Annotated in this window: 11 protein-coding genes; 8 read left to right on the forward strand and 3 right to left on the reverse strand. The window is 45.3% G+C overall.

The window, feature by feature from the left end; all coding sequences use genetic code 11:
* Nucleotides 1-224 precede the first annotated feature (224 nt).
* Nucleotides 225-7,649: a hypothetical protein gene (locus JGK07_RS29990; protein WP_293226417.1), complete on the reverse strand. Its 7,425-nt coding sequence runs from the start codon at nt 7,647-7,649 to the stop codon at nt 225-227.
* A gap of 891 nt (nt 7,650-8,540) precedes the next feature.
* Here JGK07_RS29990 and JGK07_RS29995 point away from each other — a divergent pair.
* The 6 genes from JGK07_RS29995 to JGK07_RS30020 all read left to right on the forward strand — a co-directional run bounded on the left by JGK07_RS29995 (nt 8,541) and on the right by JGK07_RS30020 (nt 19,412).
* Nucleotides 8,541-9,284 (forward strand): hypothetical protein, encoded by a 744-nt coding sequence (locus tag JGK07_RS29995; RefSeq protein WP_293226420.1) that lies wholly within the window; start codon nt 8,541-8,543, stop codon nt 9,282-9,284.
* Between the two features lie 25 nt (nt 9,285-9,309).
* Nucleotides 9,310-10,467, forward strand: a complete 1,158-nt coding sequence (locus JGK07_RS30000; RefSeq protein WP_293291186.1) for a DUF1822 family protein — start codon at nt 9,310-9,312, stop codon at nt 10,465-10,467.
* Between the two features lie 31 nt (nt 10,468-10,498).
* A complete protein-coding gene (locus JGK07_RS30005; RefSeq protein ID WP_293226425.1) occupies nt 10,499-12,379 on the forward strand; it encodes a CHAT domain-containing protein in 1,881 nt (626 codons plus the stop codon).
* Nucleotides 12,376-13,572, forward strand: a complete 1,197-nt coding sequence (locus tag JGK07_RS30010; protein ID WP_293243372.1) for a hypothetical protein — start codon at nt 12,376-12,378, stop codon at nt 13,570-13,572. The genes JGK07_RS30005 and JGK07_RS30010 overlap by 4 nt, the downstream gene beginning before the upstream one ends.
* Before the next feature lie 571 nt (nt 13,573-14,143).
* On the forward strand, nt 14,144-14,623 hold the full coding sequence (locus JGK07_RS30015) for a transposase (protein ID WP_293203589.1): 480 nt from the start codon (nt 14,144-14,146) through the stop codon (nt 14,621-14,623).
* A 502-nt stretch (nt 14,624-15,125) separates the two neighbouring features.
* Entirely contained in the window at nt 15,126-19,412 is a 4,287-nt protein-coding gene (locus JGK07_RS30020) for a filamentous hemagglutinin N-terminal domain-containing protein (RefSeq protein ID WP_293291188.1), read from the forward strand.
* Here JGK07_RS30020 and JGK07_RS30025 read toward each other — a convergent pair.
* Nucleotides 19,359-19,658, reverse strand: coding sequence for a hypothetical protein (locus tag JGK07_RS30025; protein ID WP_293243426.1), 300 nt, complete (start codon nt 19,656-19,658; stop codon nt 19,359-19,361). The genes JGK07_RS30020 and JGK07_RS30025 overlap by 54 nt on opposite strands.
* Between JGK07_RS30025 and JGK07_RS30030 the strand changes: the two genes are divergently transcribed.
* Nucleotides 19,648-21,141 carry a CHAT domain-containing protein gene (locus JGK07_RS30030; protein ID WP_293243423.1) on the forward strand — a complete coding sequence of 498 codons (1,494 nt, stop codon included), beginning with the start codon at nt 19,648-19,650 and terminating at the stop codon, nt 21,139-21,141. The two genes, JGK07_RS30025 and JGK07_RS30030, sit on opposite strands and share 11 nt — an antisense overlap.
* A 110-nt stretch (nt 21,142-21,251) precedes the next feature.
* The gene (locus JGK07_RS30035; protein ID WP_293243420.1) at nt 21,252-22,268 is read left to right on the forward strand and encodes a hypothetical protein; all 1,017 of its coding nucleotides are present in this window, start codon (nt 21,252-21,254) and stop codon (nt 22,266-22,268) included.
* A gap of 672 nt (nt 22,269-22,940) precedes the next feature.
* Here the strand turns inward: JGK07_RS30035 and JGK07_RS30040 are convergent.
* On the reverse strand, nt 22,941-23,507 hold the full coding sequence (locus tag JGK07_RS30040) for an RNA-binding protein (protein ID WP_293186837.1): 567 nt from the start codon (nt 23,505-23,507) through the stop codon (nt 22,941-22,943).
* Between the last annotated feature and the right edge of the window lie 788 nt (nt 23,508-24,295).

Consider the following 24,295-nt stretch of genomic DNA (forward strand, 5'->3'; position numbering starts at 1 on the left):
TTTTTGGGTAAGAAGCTTTCTTACCCTATCTTTTTTGAGGCGATTTGTCTAGAGTTATCTCCCTGTATGCTTTTCAGACGACCTGTCACCCCGTCAGCAGAATTTCACATCTGACGCACCCTACCACTGCCACTGTCCGAACTATTGTTCGTTCAAACTGCAAAAAACCCGGTTTCTTCAAGAAACCGGGTTTTTAATGTATTCGATTTCAACCAAACCTACAACTACTTGACGCTAGAAATGCCAGTCAAATCGCTATTTGTTAGCGGGTTAATTGGACTTGCAGCCGGAGTAATTAAAAGGCTGTTGTCCTTAGCAGCATTCGCAGTTGGGATAATTGAACTACTAACACTCGCCGCTTGCAAAGGCAGAATTGGCTGACTTTGAGCGCTAGTTAAAGATGTTAACAAGCTCTTTGTGTCATAGATGAGAATGTCATCATCCATGCTACTAAAACTGTTCATGGTTGGAATTGAACCACCATTTAGCAAGATGTCATTGGTGGTAGTTTTCGCAGAAGTTGCTATTGCAGTAACTGGATTAGTAACTGTTGTCAATGGTTGCAGAATCAGACTTGCTGCTGCGGTAGTCGTGCTGCTTGACAGACTAATTGGTGCAGTTGCTATTGCGGGATTAGTACCTGTTGTCAATGGTTGCAGGCTGAGACTTGCTGGTGCAGTAGTTGTGCTGGTTGATAGACTAATCGGTGCAGTCGTCGTGCTGGTTGGCAGACTAATTGATGGAGGAGTAATGCTGGATAAGCTAGTGCTAGAACCGCTACTAACCAATTCTAAAATATCATCGCTATCAACAGGTTGACCAGTCAAAATATCGATACTCAACGGTGTGTTGAAAGCGACCGGAAGCGCACCTCCGGGAGTGATGGAGACAAAGCGAGAACTGTCAACTGTTTTGGCTTGAGTATCTTTCAACCAAGCTAAATGTTCACCGGTGCCTGCGATGCTGATCAAGGCATCGTTAGTGTAATTCTCGCCGCCTTGAACGATTTGCAATTGCTCAAAGGTGAGGTCTTGTGTGAGTCCGAGGTAATCGCGATCGCCCTGGAAGTAGAATATATGATCTAGTCCCGAACTTGGTGCTAGCACAAATATGTCGGAACTACTGCCTCCAATCAACGTATCTTGACCATTTGCGCCCTTGAGCACGTTGTTTCCTTCGCCGCCGTAGAGACTGTCATCGCCATCGTTACCATTGAGGCTGTCGTTACCGCTGTTGCCGTTTAAGAAGTCGTTGCCATTACCGCCATCGAGGGTGTCATTGCTGCTGCCACCGTCGAGACTGTCATCGCCTTCGTTGCCCAACAGGTTGTCGCTGCCAGCTTCCCCGGTTAGCAAGTCGTTGCCACAACCGCCGTCGAGGGTGTCCTTACCAGCGCCTCCCAGCATCGTGTCGTCGTCGCATTCCCCGAACATCAAGTCGTCGCCGTTGCCTCCGCCCATCAAGTCGTTGCCCATGCCGCCTGTGAGGGTGTCATCGCCGGAATCGCCTGTCAGGATGTCATCGCCGGAGTCACCGACAACCAAGTCGTTACTCGCGCCGCCGTCCATCAAGTCGGTTTCGTCGCCACCGTAGAGGGTGTCTTCTCCGACTTCGCCCAGAATCGTGTCTTGCCCTTGATTGCCAAATAGCAAGTCGTTGCCGGCACCTCCGAACAGTTTGTCGTCGTCGATGCTGCCATCAATTTTGTCGTTGCCGGCACCTCCTAATAATTGGTCGTTGCCTGTACCGCCGAACAGTTCGTCGTTGCCAGCGCCGCCATCGATGGTGTCGTAGCCGGAACCGCCGTCGATTTTGTCTTGGCCTGCTTCTCCAAAAATCAGGTCGTCGTCTTCGTTGCCCCAAATGTTGTCGTTGCCAGCGCCGCCATAAATCGAGTCGTTGCCGGCTTGGGCCCAGATGTTGTCGTTGCCGTCAGCGCCGAGAATCGAGTCTGCGCCGGAACCACCATCGATGTTGTCGTCTCCGGTTTGTCCGAGGAGGGTGTCGGCTGCATCTCCACCGTAGATTTGGTCGTTGCCACGGCCGCCGTCGATGAAATCTCGGTCTTCGCGGCCGTAGAGTTCGTCGTCGCCGTCGTTGCCGAATACGCGGTCATTTCCGGTGCCTGCATCGAGGAAGTCGTTGTCGTCGTTGCCTTCGAGGCTGTCGTTGCCGGCTTGACCGAAAATGCGATCGGCTCCTTCACCTCCTGCTAAGGTATCGTTGTTAGCGCCGCCGTCGATGTAGTCGTCGCCACTGTTGCCGTCGGCGAAGTCGTTGCCGTCATTTCCGAAAATTCGATCGCGCCCAGCACCCCCAGTCATGCTATCGTCGTCTCCGCCACCTTCTAAGTAGTCGTCGCCATTGTTACCGGAGAGGGCATCTTTGCCGATTTGACCGAAAAGTCGATCGCCTCCTTCGCCACCATCCAAACTGTCATTGCCCGATTCACCCCACAGTTGGTCGTCTCCGGTTTGTCCTAACAGCGTATCGTCGTTATCTCCACCCCACAGTTCGTCATTATCGGCATTGCCTTCTAACAAGTCATTGCCTTGGCGGCCGTATAATTTGTCACGACCGTCATTGCCGGAGAGAGTATCGTTTTCAGTACCGCCGTCAACGATATCGTCGCCACTGTTGCCAGCGAGAATATCTGCACCCGCTTCACCATAAAGGCTGTCATTATCTTCGCCGCCGTCGAGGGAGTCGTCGCCGCTACCGCCGAACAGGGTATCAGTGCCCGATTCTCCCTGCAAGATATCAGCGTCATCGCCTCCCCACAGGGTGTCGCTATCGTCGCCACCGAACAGGGTATCGAGGCCGGCTTGACCGTAAATGCGATCGCGCCCTTCATTCCCCTGAAGCAAATCGTTGCCCAAACCGCCGTCAACAATGTCATCGCCCCGGTTGCCGATAACCGTATCATCACCGACTTGTCCGAACAGACTGTCGTTATTATCACCACCATCCAGGATGTCGTTACCGTCGCCGCCTTCGAGGGTGTCATTTTCAGTACCGCCATTCAGAGTATCGTTGCCGAGTTCCCCAAAAAGTCGGTCTGTTCCTGAGTTGCCTTCGAGGATGTCATCGCCACCGAAGCCGTAGAGAGTGTCGTTATCAGCTTCACCGAACAGGGTATCGTTGCCTTCGCCTGCCAAAAGTGAGTCATCGCCGGAACCGCCTTGCAATAAGTCGTTGCCAGCTTCGCCGAAGAGGGTGTCTTTGCCGTCGCCGCCGTAAAGGGAATCGTTGCCATCGCCAGCTTTGAGGCTGTCGTTGCCGTTTTCGCCGTAGAGGTAATCGTCGCCAGTTTGGGCTAATAAGGTGTCATCGTCTTGACCTCCCCAGAGATAGTCGTTGCCACTTCCGGCATCGAGAATGTCTTTGCCACTATCGCCGTAGAGGGAATCGTTACCTTCTGCTGCTAAGAGTGAGTCGTTGCCACCTTCGCCAAACAGGTAGTCATCGCCAGCTTGGGCTAATAAGGTGTCGTCGTCTTGACCTCCCCAGAGATAGTCGTTGCCAATTCCAGCATCGAGAATGTCTTTGCCGTCGCCACCGTAAAGACTGTCGTTACCTTCTGCTGCTAAGAGTGAATCGTTACCGCCTTCCCCAAACAGGTAGTCATCGCCAGCTTTGGCTAATAAGGTGTCATCATCTTGACCACCCCAGAGGTAATCGTTGCCAATTCCAGCATCAAGGATGTCTTTGCCATCGCCGCCGTAAAGGGAATCGTTGCCTTCGGCTGCATCGAGGATGTCGTTGCCGCCTTCGCCAAACAGATTGTCGTCGCCTGCTTTGCCTAATAAAGTGTCGTCGCCTTGACCTCCCCAAAGTCGATCGTTGCCGATTCCAGCATCGAGAATATCTTTGCCGTCGCCGCCGTAGAGGTTGTCGTTGCCTTCGGCTGCATCGAGGGTGTCGTCGCCCGCTTCACCGTAGAGGTTGTCGTCGCCTTCTTTGCCGAGGAGGATGTCGGCATCGTCGCCACCGTACAGTTGGTCGTTGCCGAGGCCTGCATTCAGGGTGTCTTTGCCGGTGCCGCCGTAGAGGTAGTCGTTGCCTGTTCCGGCGTCTAGGGTGTCGTCGCCTGCATCGCCTCTGAGAGTGTCGTTGCCAGCTTCGCCGATGAGAGTGTCTTTTTCATCGCCGCCGGAGAGTTCGTCGTCGCCGGTGCCGCCGTAGATTAGGTCGGTGTCTCCTTCTCCGTAGAGTTTGTCGTTTTCACTTTCGCCGTAGATGGTGTCTTTGTCTGCGCCACCGTAGATGTAGTCGTCGCCACCACGCCCGTACAGGCTGTCGTTGCCAGTATTCCCGTAGATGGTATCGTTGCCGCTGCCACTGTCGCTGCTGCCGTTGTCGCCGGAGACAAAATCATCGCCAGTACCGCCATCTATGAAGTCGCTGCCGTCGCCACCGTACACAAAGTCGTTGTCGGCTTCTCCGTACAGGCTGTCTTGTCCTTGGTTGCCAAAGATACTGTCGCGGCCCGTTCCTCCGTAAGTGCGATCGTTTCCAAATTCGCCGTATAGCTGGTCGTTGCCGTCGAGACCGTACAGGTTGTCGTCGCCTCCGCCACCTGTCAGGGTATTGGCGTTTTTGTCGCCGGTAATGTCATCGTTGAATTCAGAACCGACAACGTTTTCGACTCCGGTAATCGCATCATTTGCACCGGAACCGTCAGTAGCAGTACCCGTTTCGAGGTTGACTTTGACACCGTTAAAATCGCGGCGGTAGCTGACAACATCGATTCCCTGTCCGCCATCAAATTTGTCATTTCCTTGATGGCCGATCAGAATGTCATTGCCTGCGAAAGCTTTGATGTCATTATCTTTGCTGTTGCCAATCAGGATGTCGTCAAATTGGGAACCGTTGATGTCTTCTAAATTTGTCAGGTCATCGGTGTTGCCAAAACCATCTTTTGCGGCACCGGAATCGATTTCAAAATCGCGTTCTAAGTCGGTGTAATAGGGGCTGGGATTGGCAGGATTGACGGCTTGGCGGGCGCGTTGGTTTTTGTTGTGGTCGTAGGTTCGGCTTTCATCGATGTTGACAATAACGCCGCTGGGGGAGTTATCGTAAATAACGCGATCGACTCCTTCACCGCCATCAATCAAATCATCACCCGCTTCTGCTTTTAAGAAGTCATTGCCGTCACCGCCAAAAAGTTCGTCATTGCCGGTGTTGCCGAAGAGAGAGTCATCGTCTCCTTGACCTAAGAGCACGTCATCGTCGGCACCGCCCATTAAGAAATCTTTGCCATCGCCACCGTCGATGAAATCTTTGCCGTCTTCGCCAAACAGGGAGTCATCGCCAGCTTGTCCGTAGAGGTCATCGTCATCGGCACCACCGGCGAGGATGTCTTGGCCGTCGCCACCTTCTAACCAGTCGTTGTTTTCATTGCCTTGCAGAACGTCGTTGCCAGCTTGTCCGTAGAGTCTGTCGTCGCCGGTGCCGCCTAATAGCAAGTCTTGACCGTTGCCGCCATCGATGAAGTCATCACCGGCGTTGCCTTGTTGGGTGTCGCTGCCATCTTGTCCGTAGAGGATGTCGTCGCCTTCGTTGCCTTCCATCCAGTCGCGGCCGCTGCCACCTTCGGCGTAGTCTTCGCCGGTGTTGCCTTGGATGATGTCGTTGCCGGATTGGCCGTAGAGTTGGTCGTTGCCTGCGTCGCCAGTTAGGGTGTCGTCGGCGTTACCGCCATCGAGAATGTCGTCACCGTTTCCGCCACTGAGGATATCTTTATCGTCGCCACCAAAAAGTATGTCTTGGTCGTTGCCACCATTGAGAGAGTCGTTTCCTTCTTGGCCAAATAGAGAGTCGTTTCCATTGTCACCGTTGAGGATGTCGTTACCGAGTTCACCTCTTAGAATGTCATTGCCGTCGTTGCCGTTGAGGATGTCTTCGTTATCGCCGCCAAAGAGTTTGTCTTGGTCGTTGCCACCACTCAAGATATCGTTGTCTTCGCCTCCATAAATTATGTCATTACCTTCATTGCCTTGAATGCTATCGTTACCTCGATCTCCTGTAATTAGATCATCACCAGCATCACCTTTAATGAAGTCGTTATCTTCATTTCCTTCGAGTGTATCCTGGCCGTTACCACCAGAAATACTATCCTGGCCTGTATTACCTTTAATTAAATCATTGTCATTATCTCCCGCTAAGTTATCGTTCCCATTACCTCCCTCTATGTAGTCATCGCCATTTCCACCAGATATGACATCATTTCCGTCAAAATCAGTGCCAGTATAATCAATCAAAACAGGTGGTTTGAATTCAACTCCGCTTACATAATCTGATGGAGCATTTTTATTAGTATTGGCTCCATCTTGGACTGTTACATCTCCTGCTTGAGCAATTTCAAATCTTTTCCCACCAAACAGTGTATCGTCTTGATCTCCACCATAAATTTGATCGTTGCCTAGATCGCCCTCTATTAAATCTTTACCTTTGTTTCCCCAAATCTGATTGCCTACAACATTTCCAGTAACCCAGTCATTCCGTTCCGAACCCACTAAGTTTTCAATGGTTGCATCTAATCCTTGGGAACTGTAAGCTAGAAAAGTTCCATATGAATAAGTGCTGCCATTTTGTTGGACTGTTGTAGTTTTAGGTCTAACTCCCCAAATCCAATCCCACCAAGAAATAGATTCAGAAGAAGTAAATGTAGCAGTCCCTGAATATGGTATGAGGGATAAACTTTCTCTATCAGTAATAACACCACCTGGTTTCATCTCAAAACGATAGTCTTTTCCAGTATCTCCCAATCCTTTTTTGAGCTGAGAAAAATCTAATGTATCTTTTCCGCGGCTATCCCAAATTGTACTTTTAATTCTTTCTATCACCGTACCAAAACTAGGGTAATAATACTCTGTACCCACTTTGTATTTGTCAACAGATTCAGAAAATATATATGTTGTATCTCCCTCATTTTTTGGTTTGGCACCATAATGTTTTTGTAATGCCAGAAGATCGTAAGGCATTAAAGAAATTGGCCATGCTCCTCCATGGTTATAAGTCATTACTGTGTTAGACAAGTTATTTTCACTGTCTGATAATATGGCTCCATCTTCATGAGGATGTTTTAGTCCCAAAGTATGACCAATTTCATGAATAATTGTTTCATAACCCCATCCTCCAGGCGGATTATAAAATTTATTCTTTTCTGGTTTAACTTTAGTTCCAAAATAAACATCTCCTCCTAATGATTCTGGATTGCTTTGCTGATTGTCAGGATAATTTGCTGCTCCTGTATTATTCTCTTCTAGTCCTTTTTCGGTTTTAAGAAAATCAGACTGAATAAACCGTATATTGCCTGCCTGTGTCAACTTTTTGTAGGGAGATAATTTAAAGACATCCCACCCATAATAAGCATCTTCTACTCTTTCTGTAGTGGGAGTTATCTGTGAATTAATAAATGGGTTATAAACATGGTCAATGACATCTTTGACATTCTTTATTATTCGAGCATCGCTTATTTTGGAAACCTTGAACTCAGGCTCTTTTTTTGAATAGAGTTTGACAGCCTCATCATCAGTTACAAAACTATATGTAATATTGTTTTTATTGCTCCACCATTCACCACTTTCTAATGCACTGACATTGGGAACGATCGCAGAATTGAATGAGTTGTTAGGAGTAGCCATGATTTTTGTCCTCGTGTGGTAGATACAAACTGTTCTGAAAATTGACAAAGCGACTCTATCGACAAGCCCGATCGCACTTATGCACTTCTGCACTCTCGAACTGCCGTAGATCCGTCATTTACCCAAACTGAAGTCTCGCGAAATGCGATGTGCGATCGGGAAGTTACGGGCGATGCGACTTTTGAATAAATCTCAACAAGTGCGATCGCAGTTCGTAATTTCCCTTCTGTTTATTTATCAGGGTGAACTCAGTGGTTTTATGCAAAACTCTCAAGTTTTTTTTGAAAGTTTTGCGAAAACTGGGTGAAAGTACGGAACAACGGGTGTTTTGGGGGTTTGAGGTTTGACCTCGTTGCCTTTTTGTTGTTCCTGTTTACTTATCAGGGTGAGCTCGGTGGTTTTATGCAAAAATCTCAAGTTTTTTTTGTAAACTTTGGCAAACACTGGGTAAAAGTACGGAAGGATGGGTGTTTGCGGGGTTTTAGGGGCGATCGATTGAGGACTCACGCATGGGCCCAGAAACCGGGTTTTTTTGCGGAAACTTCGCCGTAGTCGAAAAATTTGGTAAAAACCCGGTTTCTTTGGTTAAAGTGCGTAAATCCTCTCGCGCCCAGGCCCAGAAACCGGGTTTCTCTGATATTTTTCGCCTCCCCACCGGATTTTACGCAGAAACCCGGTTTCTCAATTCTGACGCGCTAACCCCAAAAACCGGGTTTATTTGGTGAGAGTTCATAAGTTTCAACAAAAATTCACATTTAATTTCACAGCAAAACCTACCGCACCGCAAGACTTTCAACCATCCGCCCCAAAAAACTTTCAGAATTTCGCATAAAACTACTCAACTCACCCTGATAAATAAGTGTAGGAACAAAGTTGCGGCCGCACTTCACTATGAACGATCAATCCCACCCCTCCGAGGGGGAAGACCACTCATCCGACGACTCCGATCCTGTTGGGGACTCAGGAAAATCTCGAAATTGCGATCGCAAACTTCTCTATCAAGAGTTAGACAGCCTTGTCACCCTAATTAGGGAGGAGGCCTCGAATTCTTGGAAGCTAAAACGTTTGTTGAATCAGCTTGTGACTAAAATGAAAAACTCGGGGCTGATCTGGAAAGACAAGGTACCTTACTATGAAGATGCTGTCCAAGAACAGTGGGAGTTTTTCTATAGCAATTTGTGCGAATCCCGCACTGGCACTCAGTACGATCGCGATCGGGGTAATGTCATAACTTGGTTCAATTATTATTTGAAGCGACGGCTGCAAAATTGGGCGGTGAGGGTAGATCGAGAAAATAGCAGGAGAGACGATCGACAACTTGTTTTAGAAGACGGAACTGCGATCGATCGAATAGAGACTTTACCTGCTGAGGATGACAGTCATACAGTCGAATGTATTCAATTATTTGAACACGTCAAAAACTGGATCGAAACTAATCCTGATGGAATATTAAACGAGTACATTCGAGGGCGGAAAGATCTGACTTGTCAAGTTATATTGAGAAGCAGATCATCTGGTAAAGATTTTACCACAATAGCAACGGAGTTTGGCTGTGCTTATCCTACAATATATAGCTTTTACCGAAAGAAATGTCGGCCTCATTTGCAACAATTTCGAGAAGACAGTGGCTATTAATCATACAAGGAGTTAAAATCGGGAAATGAAGAACAATACTACTACAACCCAATCATTGCCAATGCCAATTACCCAAAAGGCAATTCATCTAGCATGGCAATTTGCTTGCGAACACCAACACCCGCAAAAAGTTGAACAGATTTATCTCAACACTTTGGCTGTGTTGGTAGTTGCCGATTATTTTAAAATATTAGATATTGAAACTGATTTAACTCAATGCGATAGCTGGAATCCAGTTATTCGCCTGTTTGAGAATGTGGCAGATTTATATGTTAAAGGCTTGGGCAAAATTGAGTGTTGTCCAATTAGGGCTGAACACAAACAAGGAGAAAATGGCAATCAAAATTCTGGTATAAATTTACCTGAAATCTGCCGCGTTCCTACCGAAGCTAGGGAGGAACGTATTGGTTATATTGTAGTAGAAATTGATGAGGATGAAAAGGAAGCAAGATTGCTGGGATTTTCTCCGACAGCGGATTCAGGTGAATTAGTATTGAGAGATTTACATCCTCTGGATGACTTCTTGCTTCACCTTGAAAGAATCTATGAATCTAAAGTCGATCTGCGTCAGTGGTTGGAGAATATATTTACATCGGATTGGGAGTCTGTTGAATCGATATTCGATCCGCAGCCCGAGACTGAACCGACTGAGATTGAAAATCCGGTCAAATCTAATTTACGCAATTGGTTAAAGAATGTTGCAGAAACCAACTGGCAGAAATTTGAGGAAGGCAAACAAAATTTAGAAGAGCTCATTTTTCCTGATGAAAACCCAGCTTTTGTATTCCGAGGTGGTGGAAATTCCAGATCGCAAGATACTTCACGCGGACATCAAAGCAGTATCGATATGTTTCCCGAAGCTGATATCGTGCGGGCAAAGTTGATTGATTTGGGAATGCGTTTGGGTAGGACAACTGTTGCGTTGTTGGTGGGGATTGCCGAAGATAGCGATCGCGCTGTCAGAGTTCACGTTCAGTTGCATCCGGCGATCGGCGATCGTTACTTGCCAACCAATATTAAATTGTCCTTAATCTCTGATGTAGGAGAAAATTTACATGAAGTAAAATCAACTGTTCAGAACAAGTGCATTTTGCTCAAGGATTTTTACGTAGACCCAGAAGAAAGCTTTACTATTCGAGTAGCTTTAGATGATTATAGCATAACAGAAAATTTTGTGGTATGATATTTTGATTAACTGCAATGACATCCAATTTATGAGCAGTACAGTCATCTTGGCTTTGGGATCGGGGGATTTTCAAAAAGGTTTTTCTTGCGTGACAGCGGAGTTTAAAAAACAAGGAGAAACTGTCGCTCAATATTTAGGAAGCTTGCTGCCAGCACCTGAGGTTGACGAGTTGCACAAAAGGTGGAAAGTTAGTTGTCGCGCCACCCAACATCACAGAAGCAGTTCTCGAATCAAAATCAAGCCTGCGGGCAAAACAAATATCTCTGAAGACAAGCCTAATATTATATATGAAGGTTTGAAAAAAGAGATGAACAAGTGGTTGAGTGCTGATGAGTTTTACAGAAAAATAGAGGTAAAACTCAGAACAGAAATTAGCAATCGAGACGAATTAGTTGAAATATTTTTAGAGTGCAATAACTCTGAGATTTGGCAGTTGCCTTGGGATGTGTGGCAGTTTCGCGAAGACTACAATAACTGTGAAATTATCGGCAGTTCCCCTGAATATAAAAAAACTCCCCAAGAGGCAATGATAGGGGGAATACCTCTAGGTTCGCGAGGCAGAATTTTATGTGTTTTAGGCAACAGCCAGGGAATTGATGTCAGCAAAGATGCAACGGAAATCACAAAATATCTGGGCGATAGCTGCGACTTACAATTTCTTCAAGAACCAAATTCCCAAGAGTTACGCAACCAGTTATTTGATGACAAAGGCTGGCAAGTTTTATTTTATGCGGGGCACAGCGATAGCGATATCAATGGTGCCAACGGATTGCTATATATAAATCAAGAAGTTGCAGACAATACTGTCACCGTACAAGACTTTAAAGAAGGTCTCAAACGAGCTATTGTCAAAGGATTGGAATTACTAATTTTTAATTCTTGTTCGAGCATGGGTATAGCAGCAGATTTAGTCACAGAAGGTATTTCTTTGCCATCAGTGATTGTGATGCGGGCGCCTATACCGGATTTTATTGCTCAGGAATTTGTGAAGTCTTTGTTTAGATATTTAGCCCTCAAAGAACCTTTATTTTTAGCAGTACGAAAAGCTAAGAATGATTTACTGCGCTATGAAAATCAATTTCCTGGCGCGAGTGGCATACCAATGCTTTGCCAGCATCCAACTTTTGAGGGATTAAAATTATTAGAATTAAAGTGCGATCGCCCTTTCGCTGCACCGACAGATGATGTAGCCCCGGTGAAGCGAAGCTATCCCGTAGGGAATCGCCCAAACCACCCGCAATTTACGATTCCAACTAAATTTATGCAGCGTACCAGCATCAGTTTAGCTGGTTTGGCGATCGGCTATCCACTCATCGGCCCGCATCTGGCATCTGCGATTAACACATTTGGCATGGAAAACCACCGCAACAATCAATTTTTAATCGCGAAAGCTTCATACAATCTAGCTGCATCAATCAATCCTACTAACGGCGAGTCTTCCTATAACTTATCTTTGCTGTGCGATCAATTAAATGAAGACGAGTGTGCGCGAGAAGCAATGAAACAAGCAGTCTGGCGAGGACTTCCAGAAGCTTATGCTCAAATATCTCGATCGCTAATTATCAAAAACAAACCTGAATCCGCTTTAAAAGTAATCGGAATGTGTTTAGAACAAACTCAATTTGATGGAGTAAAATCAGCTTGTTTCAAGAATCGCGGCTGGGTGCGATTGAATCAAAAGCGATACGACGCAGCGGAAACCGACTTAAGAAAAGCAATATCTCTCAGCAATAAGACTCCAGAAGCTCAATGCCTTTTAGCCCAGGTACTGGAAGCTAAAGGGAAACCACAAGAAGCACTCACACATTGGCAAGAAACACTGAAATCTGCCAATCCCAGCATACCAGAACAAGATGAATGTATCCAAATGGCAAAGGAACGTTTACCAATAATAGGAAAAAGTCAATGAAAAAACAGACGACTGTTGTTATGGGTGCAAGCGCGATCGCATTTACGTTGATTGCGATCGATATTTTGCCTCATCTCCACTTCGGTATTGGCGCCAATTTATCCAAAATATCCGCCAACAACCTGATAATTTCCCCAGCAATTGCAGCAACGACAAGAATACCCAACGGACAAATCCTGAATATTAGCGGGGAAGTGCAGCTACAGCGTCAAGATGGCAGAAATGTTCGCCCCAGCGCGGGTACGCCAATTTATCCGGGCGACAAACTGCAAACTGCACAAAACGGACAAATTACGATTCAATGTGCAGATTCAGAAATTAAGTCAATTAAAGCGGGTGAAAATCAATTAAATAGCTGTTTATGGGCTAGCGAAAAGTCGAAGGATGACTGCAATAAAAATTTAATTCATTGTCCCGATCGCGGCGACGATCAAATTGTTTGGAACAAGGCGCCAATTCCTTATATAATTAGTCCGAGGCGGACGAAATTGTTAGGAAACAAGCCAATTTTGCGCTGGAATCCGATTGCGGGTGCGACTAGCTATAAGTTGAGCATCCTCGAAAATAAAGCGAAGTTAAATTGGGAAATGACGGTTAACGGTACTGAGGCGGTGTATCCGGGGGAACCGGCGCTGAAACCGGGTTTTAAGTACAGGTTGATTGTGGAGGCGAATACGGGGGTTTCTTCGGAAAGTCCTCTCGGGGAGAGGGATACAGAGTTTCGATTGTTGGATGAGAAGGAGGTTGAAGGGGTTAAGGAGGCTGTACGGACGATCGAGCAACAAGTACCGAATGCAGCGAGTCAGAAATTGGCGATCGCACAAGTTTATCGTAGCGCGAACTTGATTGCCGAAGCAATAGAAATCCTGGAAAGCTTACCAGCAGCGGGAGTTGAGACACCGCCCATCTACCGGATGTTGGGAGAAATGTATCAAGGGCGATCGCAACTAATGCCGCAGGCTAAATTCTACTATTTAAAGGCGATTAGTAGAGCAAAACCGGACGATATCGAAGAGCTAACTGAGGCGCGTTACGGTTTGGGAGAAGTTTATTCATCTATGAGGGAGAATCTGGAAGCGATGCAGTATTTGAAGTTGGCAAAAGAGGGATATCAAACTTTGGGAGATGTGCAGATGGTAGAAAAAATAGGGAAGCAGTTGCAAGATGTGCAGAGGAGAGAACAAAGGAAATAGTAATGGATTTGGAGATGAATTATCGGTCAATTTGCAATGTCGCAATAACCCAAATTCGTAGGGGCGGGTTCGCCATTAATTCTGTCACCAACAAACAATCTCAAAAACCCGCCCCCACCCAACCAATAACCCCCGAAAACCTCCCTGNTAAATTCAATGTATTGTTAATTTTTGGGCTGGGTGGGGGCGGGTTTTTATAATTGTCGTTGGGTGTCATATATTTCGGTGAACCCGCCCCTACAGGATGATGATAAAATATTCTTTATCGTATTTTATGCCCAAATTCGTAGGGGCGGGTTCGCCATTAATTGTGTCACCAACAAACAATCTCAAAAACCCGCCCCCACCAAACCAATAACCCCCAAAAACCTCCCCACCACATGGTTAAATTCAATGTATTCTTAATTTTTGGGCTGGGTGGGGGCGGGTTTTTATAATTGTCGTTGGGTGTCATATATTTCGGTGAACCCGCCCCTACAGGATGGTGATATAATATTCGAATCCCAATATTCATCATCGTCGTTCTATTCGTCTCCCCGGATATGATTACAGCCAACCTGGTGCATATTTTGTGACAATTTGTATTTGGCAACGTCAGTGTATATTAGGTGACATTGAAGAACAAAATATGCTATTAAGCCGTTACGGTGAAGTAGTCAACTTTAATTGGTTTAATCTCAAGACAGTATATCCTCATATAGAATTAGATTCTTTTGTCATTATGCCGAATCATTTTCATGGAATCATCATCATAGAAAATCAGGATAAACGTCATGGGTTATCGGAAATTGTGAGAGGTTTTAAAACATTTTCTTCCAGTCGTATCAATCAACTACGCCGTGTTTCAGGAATCCAGGTATGGCAAAGGGGTTATTACGAACATATTATTCGCGATGAGACAACGTTTGCCAAAATTCAGGAATATATTATCAACAATCCGTATAAGTGGGAAACCGATGAAATGTACCCATCTAAAAAGTTTTGCAATTCCAAGAGAATCAATATTAAATTAGACAGTAAAAATGTATTATTGATGAATTTACGATCTTAAAAACAGAATTCGTAAGGGCGGGTTCGCCAGCGAAGTTGTCACTCACAAACAATCTCAAAAACCCGCCCAACCCAACCAATAAGCCCCAAAAACCTCCCCGCTACATGGTTGAATTCAATGTATTCTTAATTTCTGGGTGGGTGGGGGCGGGTTTTTATAATTGTCGTTGGGTGTCATATAATTCGGTGAACCCGCCCCTACAGGATGGTGATAAAATATTCTTTATCGTATTTTATGCCCAAATTCGTAGGGGCGGGTTCGCCACCGAATTTGTCACTCACAAACTATCTCAAAAACCCGCCCCAACCCAACCAATAACCCCCAAAAACCTCCCCGCCACATGGTTAAATTCAATGTATTCTTAATTTTTGGGCTGGGTGGGGGCGGGTTTTTATAATTGTCGTTGGGTATCATATATTTCGGCGAACCCGCCCCTACAGGATTGTCCTGATATTGATTGTCAATTAATTTATTATCATCATATCATCTACTAACAAAAACCATGAAATCAGCGGACAAAAACAATCTATTTTTCCTAACATTCCTCTCCTTCAGCACCTTAGCAACTTGGGAAACAGGACTTTTCACCCCATCCCAAATAGCCACAGCCCAAATCACCCCCGACACTGACGGCACGAATACTCAAATCACCCCCAGTGGCAACCAATTTAACATCCAAGGCGGCCAACAATCCAGCGACGGTACAAATCTATTTCACAGTTTCCAACAATTTGGTTTAACTCAAGGACAAACTGCTAACTTTATCTCAAATTCCAACATCCGCAATATTTTAGGGCGAGTTGTCGGCGGCGATGCTTCCATAATTAACGGCTTAATTCAAGTTACGGGCGGCAATGCCAACTTATTTTTAATGAATCCGGCGGGGATTGTTTTCGGTGCAAATTCCAGCTTAAATGTTCCCGGTTCTTTCACCGCGACTACTGCTACAGGAATTGGTTTCGGCAATAACTGGTTTAGTGCAGTTGGCGCGAATAATTATGCACAATTAGTCGGAAATCCGAACAGTTTTGCTTTTACAAATCTACAGCCGGGAGCAATTATCAATTTAGGTAGTTTGGCTGTGAAACAGGGACAGAGTTTAACTTTGTTGGGCGGCACGATTGTGAGTACGGGACAACTTGCTGCACCGGGAGGCAATATTACGATTGCTGCGGTTCCGGGTGAGAATTTAGTCAGAATTAGCCAACCGGGAAATCTGTTAAGTTTGGAGATTCAACCGCAATCTATGGCTGGTAGTTTGCCTCAAACTTGGGTGTTGCCAGTTACATCTTTGCCACAGTTGTTGACGGGTGAAGGGATAAGTGTAAGAGAAGTGACAGTTAATTCTCAAGGAGACGTAGTATTAACTGGTTCGACGACTCAATTAAAAAATGGAGATGCTTTTTTCAACGGAACTATTAGTACGTTATCTACAACTGATAAAATCAACAGTGGCTCCGTACTTTTACAGGCTCTCGGTAATATTATTACAACAGATATTAATACTAAATGGTTCGGTGCATTAGGCAGGGGAAATTCAGGCAATATCACTATTACCAGCACAGCAGGAGGCATAAACACTACTGCTGGCACTTTATCTAGTTATTCGTATAATGGCAATGCTGGTAATATAACACTCAATGCTCAACAAAATATTGTCACTGCTAGTTTAGAATCAGCACTAGATCAATATGTCACTGGTTATGTCAAAACAGGAAACTCTGGTAATATTTCGATTACTAGCACGGGAGGCTCCATCGATACCAGTGCTGGAGGTTTAGACAGTAGAGCAAATAATGGTAATGCCGGTTCCGTTACTCTACAAGCTAAGAATAATATTACTACTGCTGAGATAATAACTCTTCTCTTGGGCGGGACAAGTGGCAATAGTGGCAATATTTCGATCGTAAGTACAGAAGGAAGCATAAATCTTAATGGTGGTAGCTTACATAATAAAAATTCTCAACCAGATAATTTTGCTTACAAATTAGATACAGGAATTACATTCGGAAAAGGAGGTTCTATTTATCTAGAAGCTAAAAATGATATTACAACTGGCATAATTTATACTAGAGTCACTAATAATGGCGTAGGGATTAGCGGCAATATTTCTATTTTAAGTCGAACAGGAAATATTAATCTCAGTGGTACACAGATATCAACCAATTCTGACAATAATAACGGTGGTGTAATCAGATTGGAGGCTAATGGCAATATTAATGGTTATCAAATTTCTACGACTGGTAGGCAAGAAGGTGGTGCAATAAGTCTCAAGAGTGGTGGTTCGATCAATTTGGATTCGCTCAATGCCGATGGTGAAAACAGCAAAGGTGGAAATATTACGGTTCAAGCTCAAAATGGTATTCAAATATCACCGGGTAATCCAATTTTTTCTCGTTCTTCTGGGGGAAATGGTGGTAATATCACATTATTTAATACTAATCAAAATATAAGCATTGGTAGTGCAAATACCGAGTCTAAATCACAAGGTGGCAATATTGACATTACTAATACCAATGGTAATATCAATACAAATCAATTGGTTGCCGGTGCTTATGTACCTGCTTCTCCCCCATTCACAACTCAAACGGGTGGTAATATTAATGTAAGTGCTGGCGGCAATATTACTACTACTATTGTTGCGTCACAAGCTCAGCAACAAAGCGGTTCAATAAATCTTAATAGTAATGGTTCTATAAATACTCAAAATCTGTTTACTGTAGGTAATAATAATGGTGGAAATATTACTCTAAAAAGTGGCACTACGATCAATACCACTGCTGGACTGATCAATGCAATGGGTGGTAATAATGGCGGTAATATTTCCCTCGAAGCCACCGGCAATATCAATACAGGCGGAATTGGCAGCGCTCTATTATTAAGCGGATTTAACGCTAATAGTGGTAATCTTCGCATTCAAAGCGGCGGTAATGTTAACACAACTGCTGGCCCAATTTTTACTGCGGCAGCCAATGGTAGAGGTGGAAATGTAGCCATAGATGCTAAAGGAACTATGGCGACTTCTACTATCAATTCCCGCACTTTTTCTACCAATACTAATGTGATTGGTGGCAATATCGATCTCACGGCAAAGGAATCAATTACTGCGGCGGGAAATATCGAGACTAACCGCAATAATATTACATTTAATGCTCCGTTAAGATTGGCGAATGACCTGTCTGTAAAAATCTCTGGTACAGGTGATATTACTTGTAAGTCTACAGTTGACGGGCCTTACAATCTGACGGTTAAACCTGATACGGGAATGGCTCAATTTTTCGCTCCTATCGGTAACGTGACTCCTCTCAACAGCGTCAAAATTGAAAATGATATTACAAGAACGACTGTCGCAATCAATATTTCTACAACTAATAATATTACCACGCAAAATATTACTTCTCCGTTGGGAATTTCTTTGTACAGTGAGAAGGGAGCAATTCAAACGGGGAATCTTAATTCTAGTTCCTCTACTAATGGTGGAAATATTAGTCTAAATGCTGGTGGCAATATTACTGTTAATCAAATTGACAGTCAGAGCATGGGTAATGGTAGAGGTGGAGATATCTATGTTTGGACTGAAAAGTTTTTTCGATCAATCAATTCTTTTTCAGATAGAAATGGGGTTGCTGCTAGCATTTCGTCTGCTGGAGATGCTGGGGATAAAGGCGGTACAATTTTGCTGCGTCACGGCGGTAATGGACTGACGCCTTTTATTGTTGGCGATTCAACAACTAATGGAACTGCTGGTGCTATTACTCGGGGAAATGGCACGTCTTCACAAATTTTGTCTGGTAATAGATATTTTTATACATACAAACAGGATACAGAAAAGATTGAAATTCGATCGACCCCAGAGCCTCAGCCATCACCTACACCGACTCCTTCAGCAACGCCGACTCCTGCGACTGCAACTACTCCAGCGACTGCACCTGCAACTACTCCAGCGACTGCGCCTGCAACTACTCCAGCGACTGCGCCTGCAACTACTCCAGCGACTGCACCTGCAACTACTCCAGCGACTGCGCCTGCAACTACTCCAGCGACTGCGCCTGCAACTACTCCAGCGACTGCGCCTGCAACTACTCCAGCGACTGCGCCTGACTGCGCCTGCAACTACTCCAGCGACTGCGCCAACAACCGCACCAACTCCCGCACCTTTACTTATACCCAGACGCCAGCCACCACAGGGTTTATCCCCCGCCGCAACTCCCACCCCAACACCGGAAAGCCCGATCGCAACTCCCACCCCAACACCCGATCGCCCGATCGCAACTCCCACCCCAACACCCGAAATCCCATCCCAAACACCCGCAATCTCGATCGCAACCCCAACCCCATCCCCAACACCCGAACCCCCGCCGATCGACCTTTCCCCCATCCAAGAACTGCTAAACACCAATTTCTTCACACTGCCGCCCCGCACAACCCGCACACAGCCATCACTTCCAACAATACCAAGCGCGATCGATCGCATACCCGCCGCAACCACAATTCCCCCGATCGCCCAACTCACCGCCCCGATCGCACCTCCAAGCTCGATCGCACCTCCAAGTGCGATCGCACCTCCAAGTGCGATCGCACCCAATCCAACACCCGCACCCCTACAATCGCCTTACAATCCGCCTGTAGCAGCAATTCCACCTGTAATTGCACCCTCTTTCTCTCCCATTCCCGCACCCATTCCCCCAGCCGCAGTAGCACCCGCCCAAAGCGAAAATCCGCAACAAGATTTAGCTTATTTAATTGGCAATTTATTAGGAGCAAAAACCACTATCACCCCAAATCCTGAAACAGGAAGCAGCACTTTTAACTGGGCATTTACTGATCCAAAGAACAACTTTTCCCTCACACCACCGCCCGTTGAAAAACCGAATCTTACTTTAATAACGCCTCCTGAAAACCCGCCAGAAAAACCGCCCGAACTTGGTTCTTCTGCTACAGAACAACCCGATGGCTGGATAGTCTTAACTCCTACTCCTGCGCCTACTATTGAGCCACCCGTTGAGGCGATCGAGCCTAATTCCTTGGCAAGCATTCCCGAAACTACTCCGCCGCCAACTCCAGCACCCGCACCAATTCCAACTCCAGCACCCGCACCAATTCCAACTCCAGCACCCGCACCAATTCCAACTCCAGCACCCGCACCAATTCCAACTCCAGCACCAACTCCAGCAGCCGAAACTCCCCCACCCGCAAATATTCCCAATCTTTTTCCCTTAGAAATTAGCAGATTTAGCGTTGAACAAGCTTTAGATCAAGGCAATGCTGATGAGGCTATTGCCTTAATCGATAAACTCTTTGAACAAGACTATGAAAACTACTTTAAAGAAGATTTTACTGACAAAAGAGTCAATGTTGAGTATATCAGAGAAACTCTGAAAACAATTAAGACAGAAACCGGAAAACAAGCCGTAATCGTTTATGCCTTCGCCAGTCTCGAATCATTGTCGCTAATATTAGTAGTTCCCGAAGGCCCTCCAATTCTGAAATCTATTAAAGTCAATCGTGTAAACTTGAATAAAATCGTAAATGAATTTCAAAAAAATATCTCAAATCCAGATAGTCTTGAAGATAAAGACTTGGCAAATGCGAAGCAACTTTATGATTTCTTTGTTGAGCCAATTTCTAAAGAATTAGCAGAATTAAATATAGATACGCTAGTTTTTTCCTTCGATGCAGGTTTGCGACAATTGCCCATAGCAGCTTTCTACGATGGCGAACATTTTTTAGTAGAAAAGTACAGCCTCGGCTCAATTCCCAGTGTCAGCTTGACTAGCACTAATTATGAAAGCTTAAAAAACGCTCAAGTTTTAGCGATGGGTGCTTCCCAATTCCCCCATACTAATAAACCAAAGTTGCCTGCGGTGCCGATCGAATTATCTGCGATCGCCGGTACCACAAGCAACAGCCAAAATGCTGGTGAATTACCGCTGTGGCGCGGCCGCTTTTTTCTCAATCAAGATTTTACCGTGGAAAATCTCACCAAACAGCGGCGGCAGCAACAGGCTTTTGAGATTGTTCACCTAGCTACTCACGCCAGCTTCCCGCAACATCAAAACGGACGCAAGGAGGCTGAAATTGACCTGTGGAACCGCTCTTTGGCTCTGGATAAATTTCGGTTGGCGAAGTGGTACGATCGCAGGCAAGTACAGTTATTGGTGTTGAGTGCGTGCGAAACTGCGATCGGCGACAATACAGCAGAAATGGGTTTTGCTGGACTGGCAGTCCGCAGCGGTGTAAAATCAGCTTTGGCGAGTTTGTGGAAAGTTAATGATTTTGCGACTTTGGGGCTGATGACTGAGTTTTATCGTAATTTGCGATCGACTCCCATTAAGGCTGAAGCCCTCAGACAAGCTCAACTGGCGATGATTCGCAAACAGGTCGCGATTAAAGATGGTAAGTTGGTGGGGAGTCAAAAAAGGGCGATCGATCTTACTCGGGCCGGACAAGTACCAAATTCAGATTTATCTCATCCCAAATTTTGGGCCGGATTTACACTAATTGGCAGTCCTTGGTAATCAGCTAGCGCGCATCTAATTTTAATACCAAATTGTCAAAAAATCTTTTTTGCAAAAATGAGATGCTCCAGGCCAAACGTAAAACTAAACTCTTTAGCCAAGCAAAAACCATGAGCAACTTTACTAAAATATTCAAGTCAAAAGATAAATCCTCAATCACCTTGAGTTTAGAGGAATCCGTCGCGGCGATCGCACTTGTCGCAGCGGAGGCTAATTCCCCTGACGCCGATGCAGATATCTTAGAAAGCATACTTTGGGATTCAGAAATATTTGCTGAATTCTCGGAAGATGATATGTCAGAAATGTTTCAACATTTGGCAAATATTATCGCGGAAGATGGTTTGGGAGGATTATTTAATACGGCTTGTGAATCACTGCCAGATGAGTTGGTGTTAGATACTTTTGCCATCACCACAGCAATGTTTGTCGCAGACGATCAAGTGTCGAAGAAGCACCGGGATTTTCTCAAGGAATTTCAAGAAGTATTAGGTGTAGACGATGAGGAAGCCGAAGAAATTATCGGGGATGTAATTGCTGCATACTCCCACCTAGAAATCGAAGAGGCTGATTTCGATTTAGAAGAGGAGCCGTTGTACCTGTCTGCTAAACGCAATTTTACTGTCTCAATTCCAGTTGACAAGCAACGAGGCGGTAGGATTGATGATGGAGAAGGCTATGTTGCATTTTCTGATGGCTTTGGTGTTTTGCTGAAAATTGATTATTTCCAGACGGCTAGCGAAGTGGAAAAATTAATCGAGTCAGCGGGCGAATGGGCTTATCTTACTTCGTTTCTTAACAAGTTTATTGACCATCAAATTCTCGCTAAATTTGCTGATTCTAAGTTGCTCTACACTGAATATTTAGAAGATGAAGAAGCTTATTTTGCAGTGGTCGATTTACCGGGGAGTGCAACTCTCAGCGTGCAAGAAAAAGATGCCGCAGCTACTAAAGTGGATGCTTACCGGGGATTTATGGCTTTTATAGTTGACGATTTTTGCTACACGGTAAGTTGTCAGCGAGTTTATCAGGCTAAGGATGAATTGGGTTCTCTTGAGTCGGAGGTTGAGGGCATTATGAACAAGATTTTTGACTTTATTGAGACGATCGAATTTTCTGAGGGCGAATAAACATGATTTATAGCGGATTGAGGGAAAGATTAAGTATTGATGAATCAATCGCTCAATCGCTCAATCAAAAATTTCTGTAGGGTGCGTCGCCAGGAGATTTGCGCTTGAATGCTAAAGATTTACCGAGGCGACACACCCGAAGAAACTTCTAGATATTAGAGTAGAGGTTTTTTGCATTGACACTCTCAGCGCTCTTCGCGACTGAGATTCTTAAGAAATTTCGTTCTTAATATCCCTATTGCTAGGGTTCCTGGGCGCAATCCTATTGCCAAAAAATGGCGGGCTGCTATCCTTGCCTTTGGGCAAGCTCCTCAAGCGTTTAAGGGGCTCGGGCCCTTGGTAACGCGAGAGTCCCCGCGTACCTTTAATATATGGTAGGCATTTGCTTCCCAGGTTTACACCTGTGTATCCATCCCAATAAGAGAGTGTAACGGCAAAAGACCTTTTTACACTGCTAAAAATGTTAAGAATTAAGAAAAATTCACGGCGGTTAAAACCGCCCGTGCCACTTTCATCTCAGGTCTAAAGACTCAGAGTTTTCCGCTTGCCGAACTTTTTTTATAAAATAGTGCGATCGAGAATTCGGCTGTTTTGACCAATTCTCGATCGCACTTCCAACTCAAATCACTCAACCGCAGTCGAGAGATAGCAGCAATTAGTGGGCCCTTGCGACTAATTAGTAGTCTGAGCTTCCACCAATCTTTGCTTGAGTTCTTCCAAAGCGCTCGCCCAGCGCGGATCTGGCTGCACCGAACCGGAATCAGCACTCGAAACCGTTGTTGTTGACTGATTGCGGCGAGACTTGTTGTTATCACCGCGACGGCGATTGCTTTTGCTAGAACCGCCACCTCCACCTTGGGTAGGAGGAGCCGAGCGCTGCTGTTGCTGCGGTGCAGGGACTGGCTGCGACGGCGACGATGATGCCAACTGCGGGGCAGCAGGCGATGATGACTGTTGCTGATCGTCTTCGCCCTTCTCAGATTTACCCTTAGAGCGGGGTAAGGCCTTCTCTATTTTCAGGGGGTTTTCTTTGAACATCAAGCCGTTGTATTTCTCAATAACTTGATCTGCTTGTTCGTCGGTTAGCACCGTCACAAAGCCAAATCCTCTGCATTTACCAGTTTTGCGATCTGTAATTACCTTTGTGGTAACAGATTCGCCTTCGGGTGCAAAAACTTCTTGCAATTCTAGGCGATCGAGTTCCTTCGGTAGATTACCAACATAAAGACGAATAGACATGAAAAATTCCTCCAGATTGGGATTTTAATTAGTTTGCTCGAACAAAATTACCTGAAGTCAAATCAATATTGACCGCAGGGAAACACCGCATAACCACAGAATTTGCACATTCCTCCCACCAACCTTGACAGCTCCCCCCACCTTTTAGAACAAAAAGATGATTTACTCTGATCGTGCCGGAACTGAACCGCCAATGCAGAGAGCTTTTAAATCTCAGGTTGTTGTGTAAACTTTTAGTCATCACTCAAATGTTTAGGCTATTGGCTGTTCTGTATTACTTGCTTCCGGTTTTGATTCAGAATGTTTATAGCCAGCGCCGTGTAGAAATTTATGTCCAAGGATGTCAATTGCGAGCGATCGGAATGCCAGTATTCAGTCTAATACAGTGAGGGAGAAAATCGCTAACATTTTTTCAGCCAGTAATCTTACCTCACTTCTAATCTCGCTCCTAATGTTGAGGACTACTCACTTACCCGGTATCCCTCAAATCGGGCCCGGCAGCGTCCGACCATTCTTTAAAGGTATCACAGCCTTGGTAACAGAGCTAGTTATTTAGCAAGATTTCATGCTGTATTGAACGAAAACCGTATCTGAATCACTTTTCTGAATTCATTCCGCAGAGCTAAATTCGCTGTCGAAAAAAAACAGCCGACAGGCGGCTGGCTGAACTTGCTGTGTTGGGAGGTTGACAATTTTTACGCAATGCCTTATCGATTTTAGCCAATTGAAGTTATTGCGCTATTTGGTTCAATCCGATTCATGTAAACAAATGTAACAGAAGGTCGGCA

The sequence above is a fragment of the Microcoleus sp. PH2017_24_DOB_U_A genome (genome assembly GCF_020738205.1).
Lineage (GTDB): Bacteria > Cyanobacteriota > Cyanobacteriia > Cyanobacteriales > Microcoleaceae > Microcoleus.

Bases quoted from the DNA above. Each gene is read 5' to 3' on its own strand.
- JGK07_RS29990 (WP_293226417.1), bottom strand. From the start codon at position 7,649: ATGGCTACTCCTAACAACTCATTCAATTCTGCGATCGTTCCCAATGTC.
- JGK07_RS29995 (WP_293226420.1), top strand. From the start codon at position 8,541: ATGAACGATCAATCCCACCCCTCCGAGGGGGAAGACCACTCATCCGAC.
- JGK07_RS30000 (WP_293291186.1), top strand. From the start codon at position 9,310: ATGAAGAACAATACTACTACAACCCAATCATTGCCAATGCCAATTACC.
- JGK07_RS30005 (WP_293226425.1), top strand. From the start codon at position 10,499: ATGAGCAGTACAGTCATCTTGGCTTTGGGATCGGGGGATTTTCAAAAA.
- JGK07_RS30010 (WP_293243372.1), top strand. From the start codon at position 12,376: ATGAAAAAACAGACGACTGTTGTTATGGGTGCAAGCGCGATCGCATTT.
- JGK07_RS30020 (WP_293291188.1), top strand. From the start codon at position 15,126: ATGAAATCAGCGGACAAAAACAATCTATTTTTCCTAACATTCCTCTCC.
- JGK07_RS30025 (WP_293243426.1), bottom strand. From the start codon at position 19,658: ATGCTTGCCAAGGAATTAGGCTCGATCGCCTCAACGGGTGGCTCAATA.
- JGK07_RS30035 (WP_293243420.1), top strand. From the start codon at position 21,252: ATGAGCAACTTTACTAAAATATTCAAGTCAAAAGATAAATCCTCAATC.
- JGK07_RS30040 (WP_293186837.1), bottom strand. From the start codon at position 23,507: ATGTCTATTCGTCTTTATGTTGGTAATCTACCGAAGGAACTCGATCGC.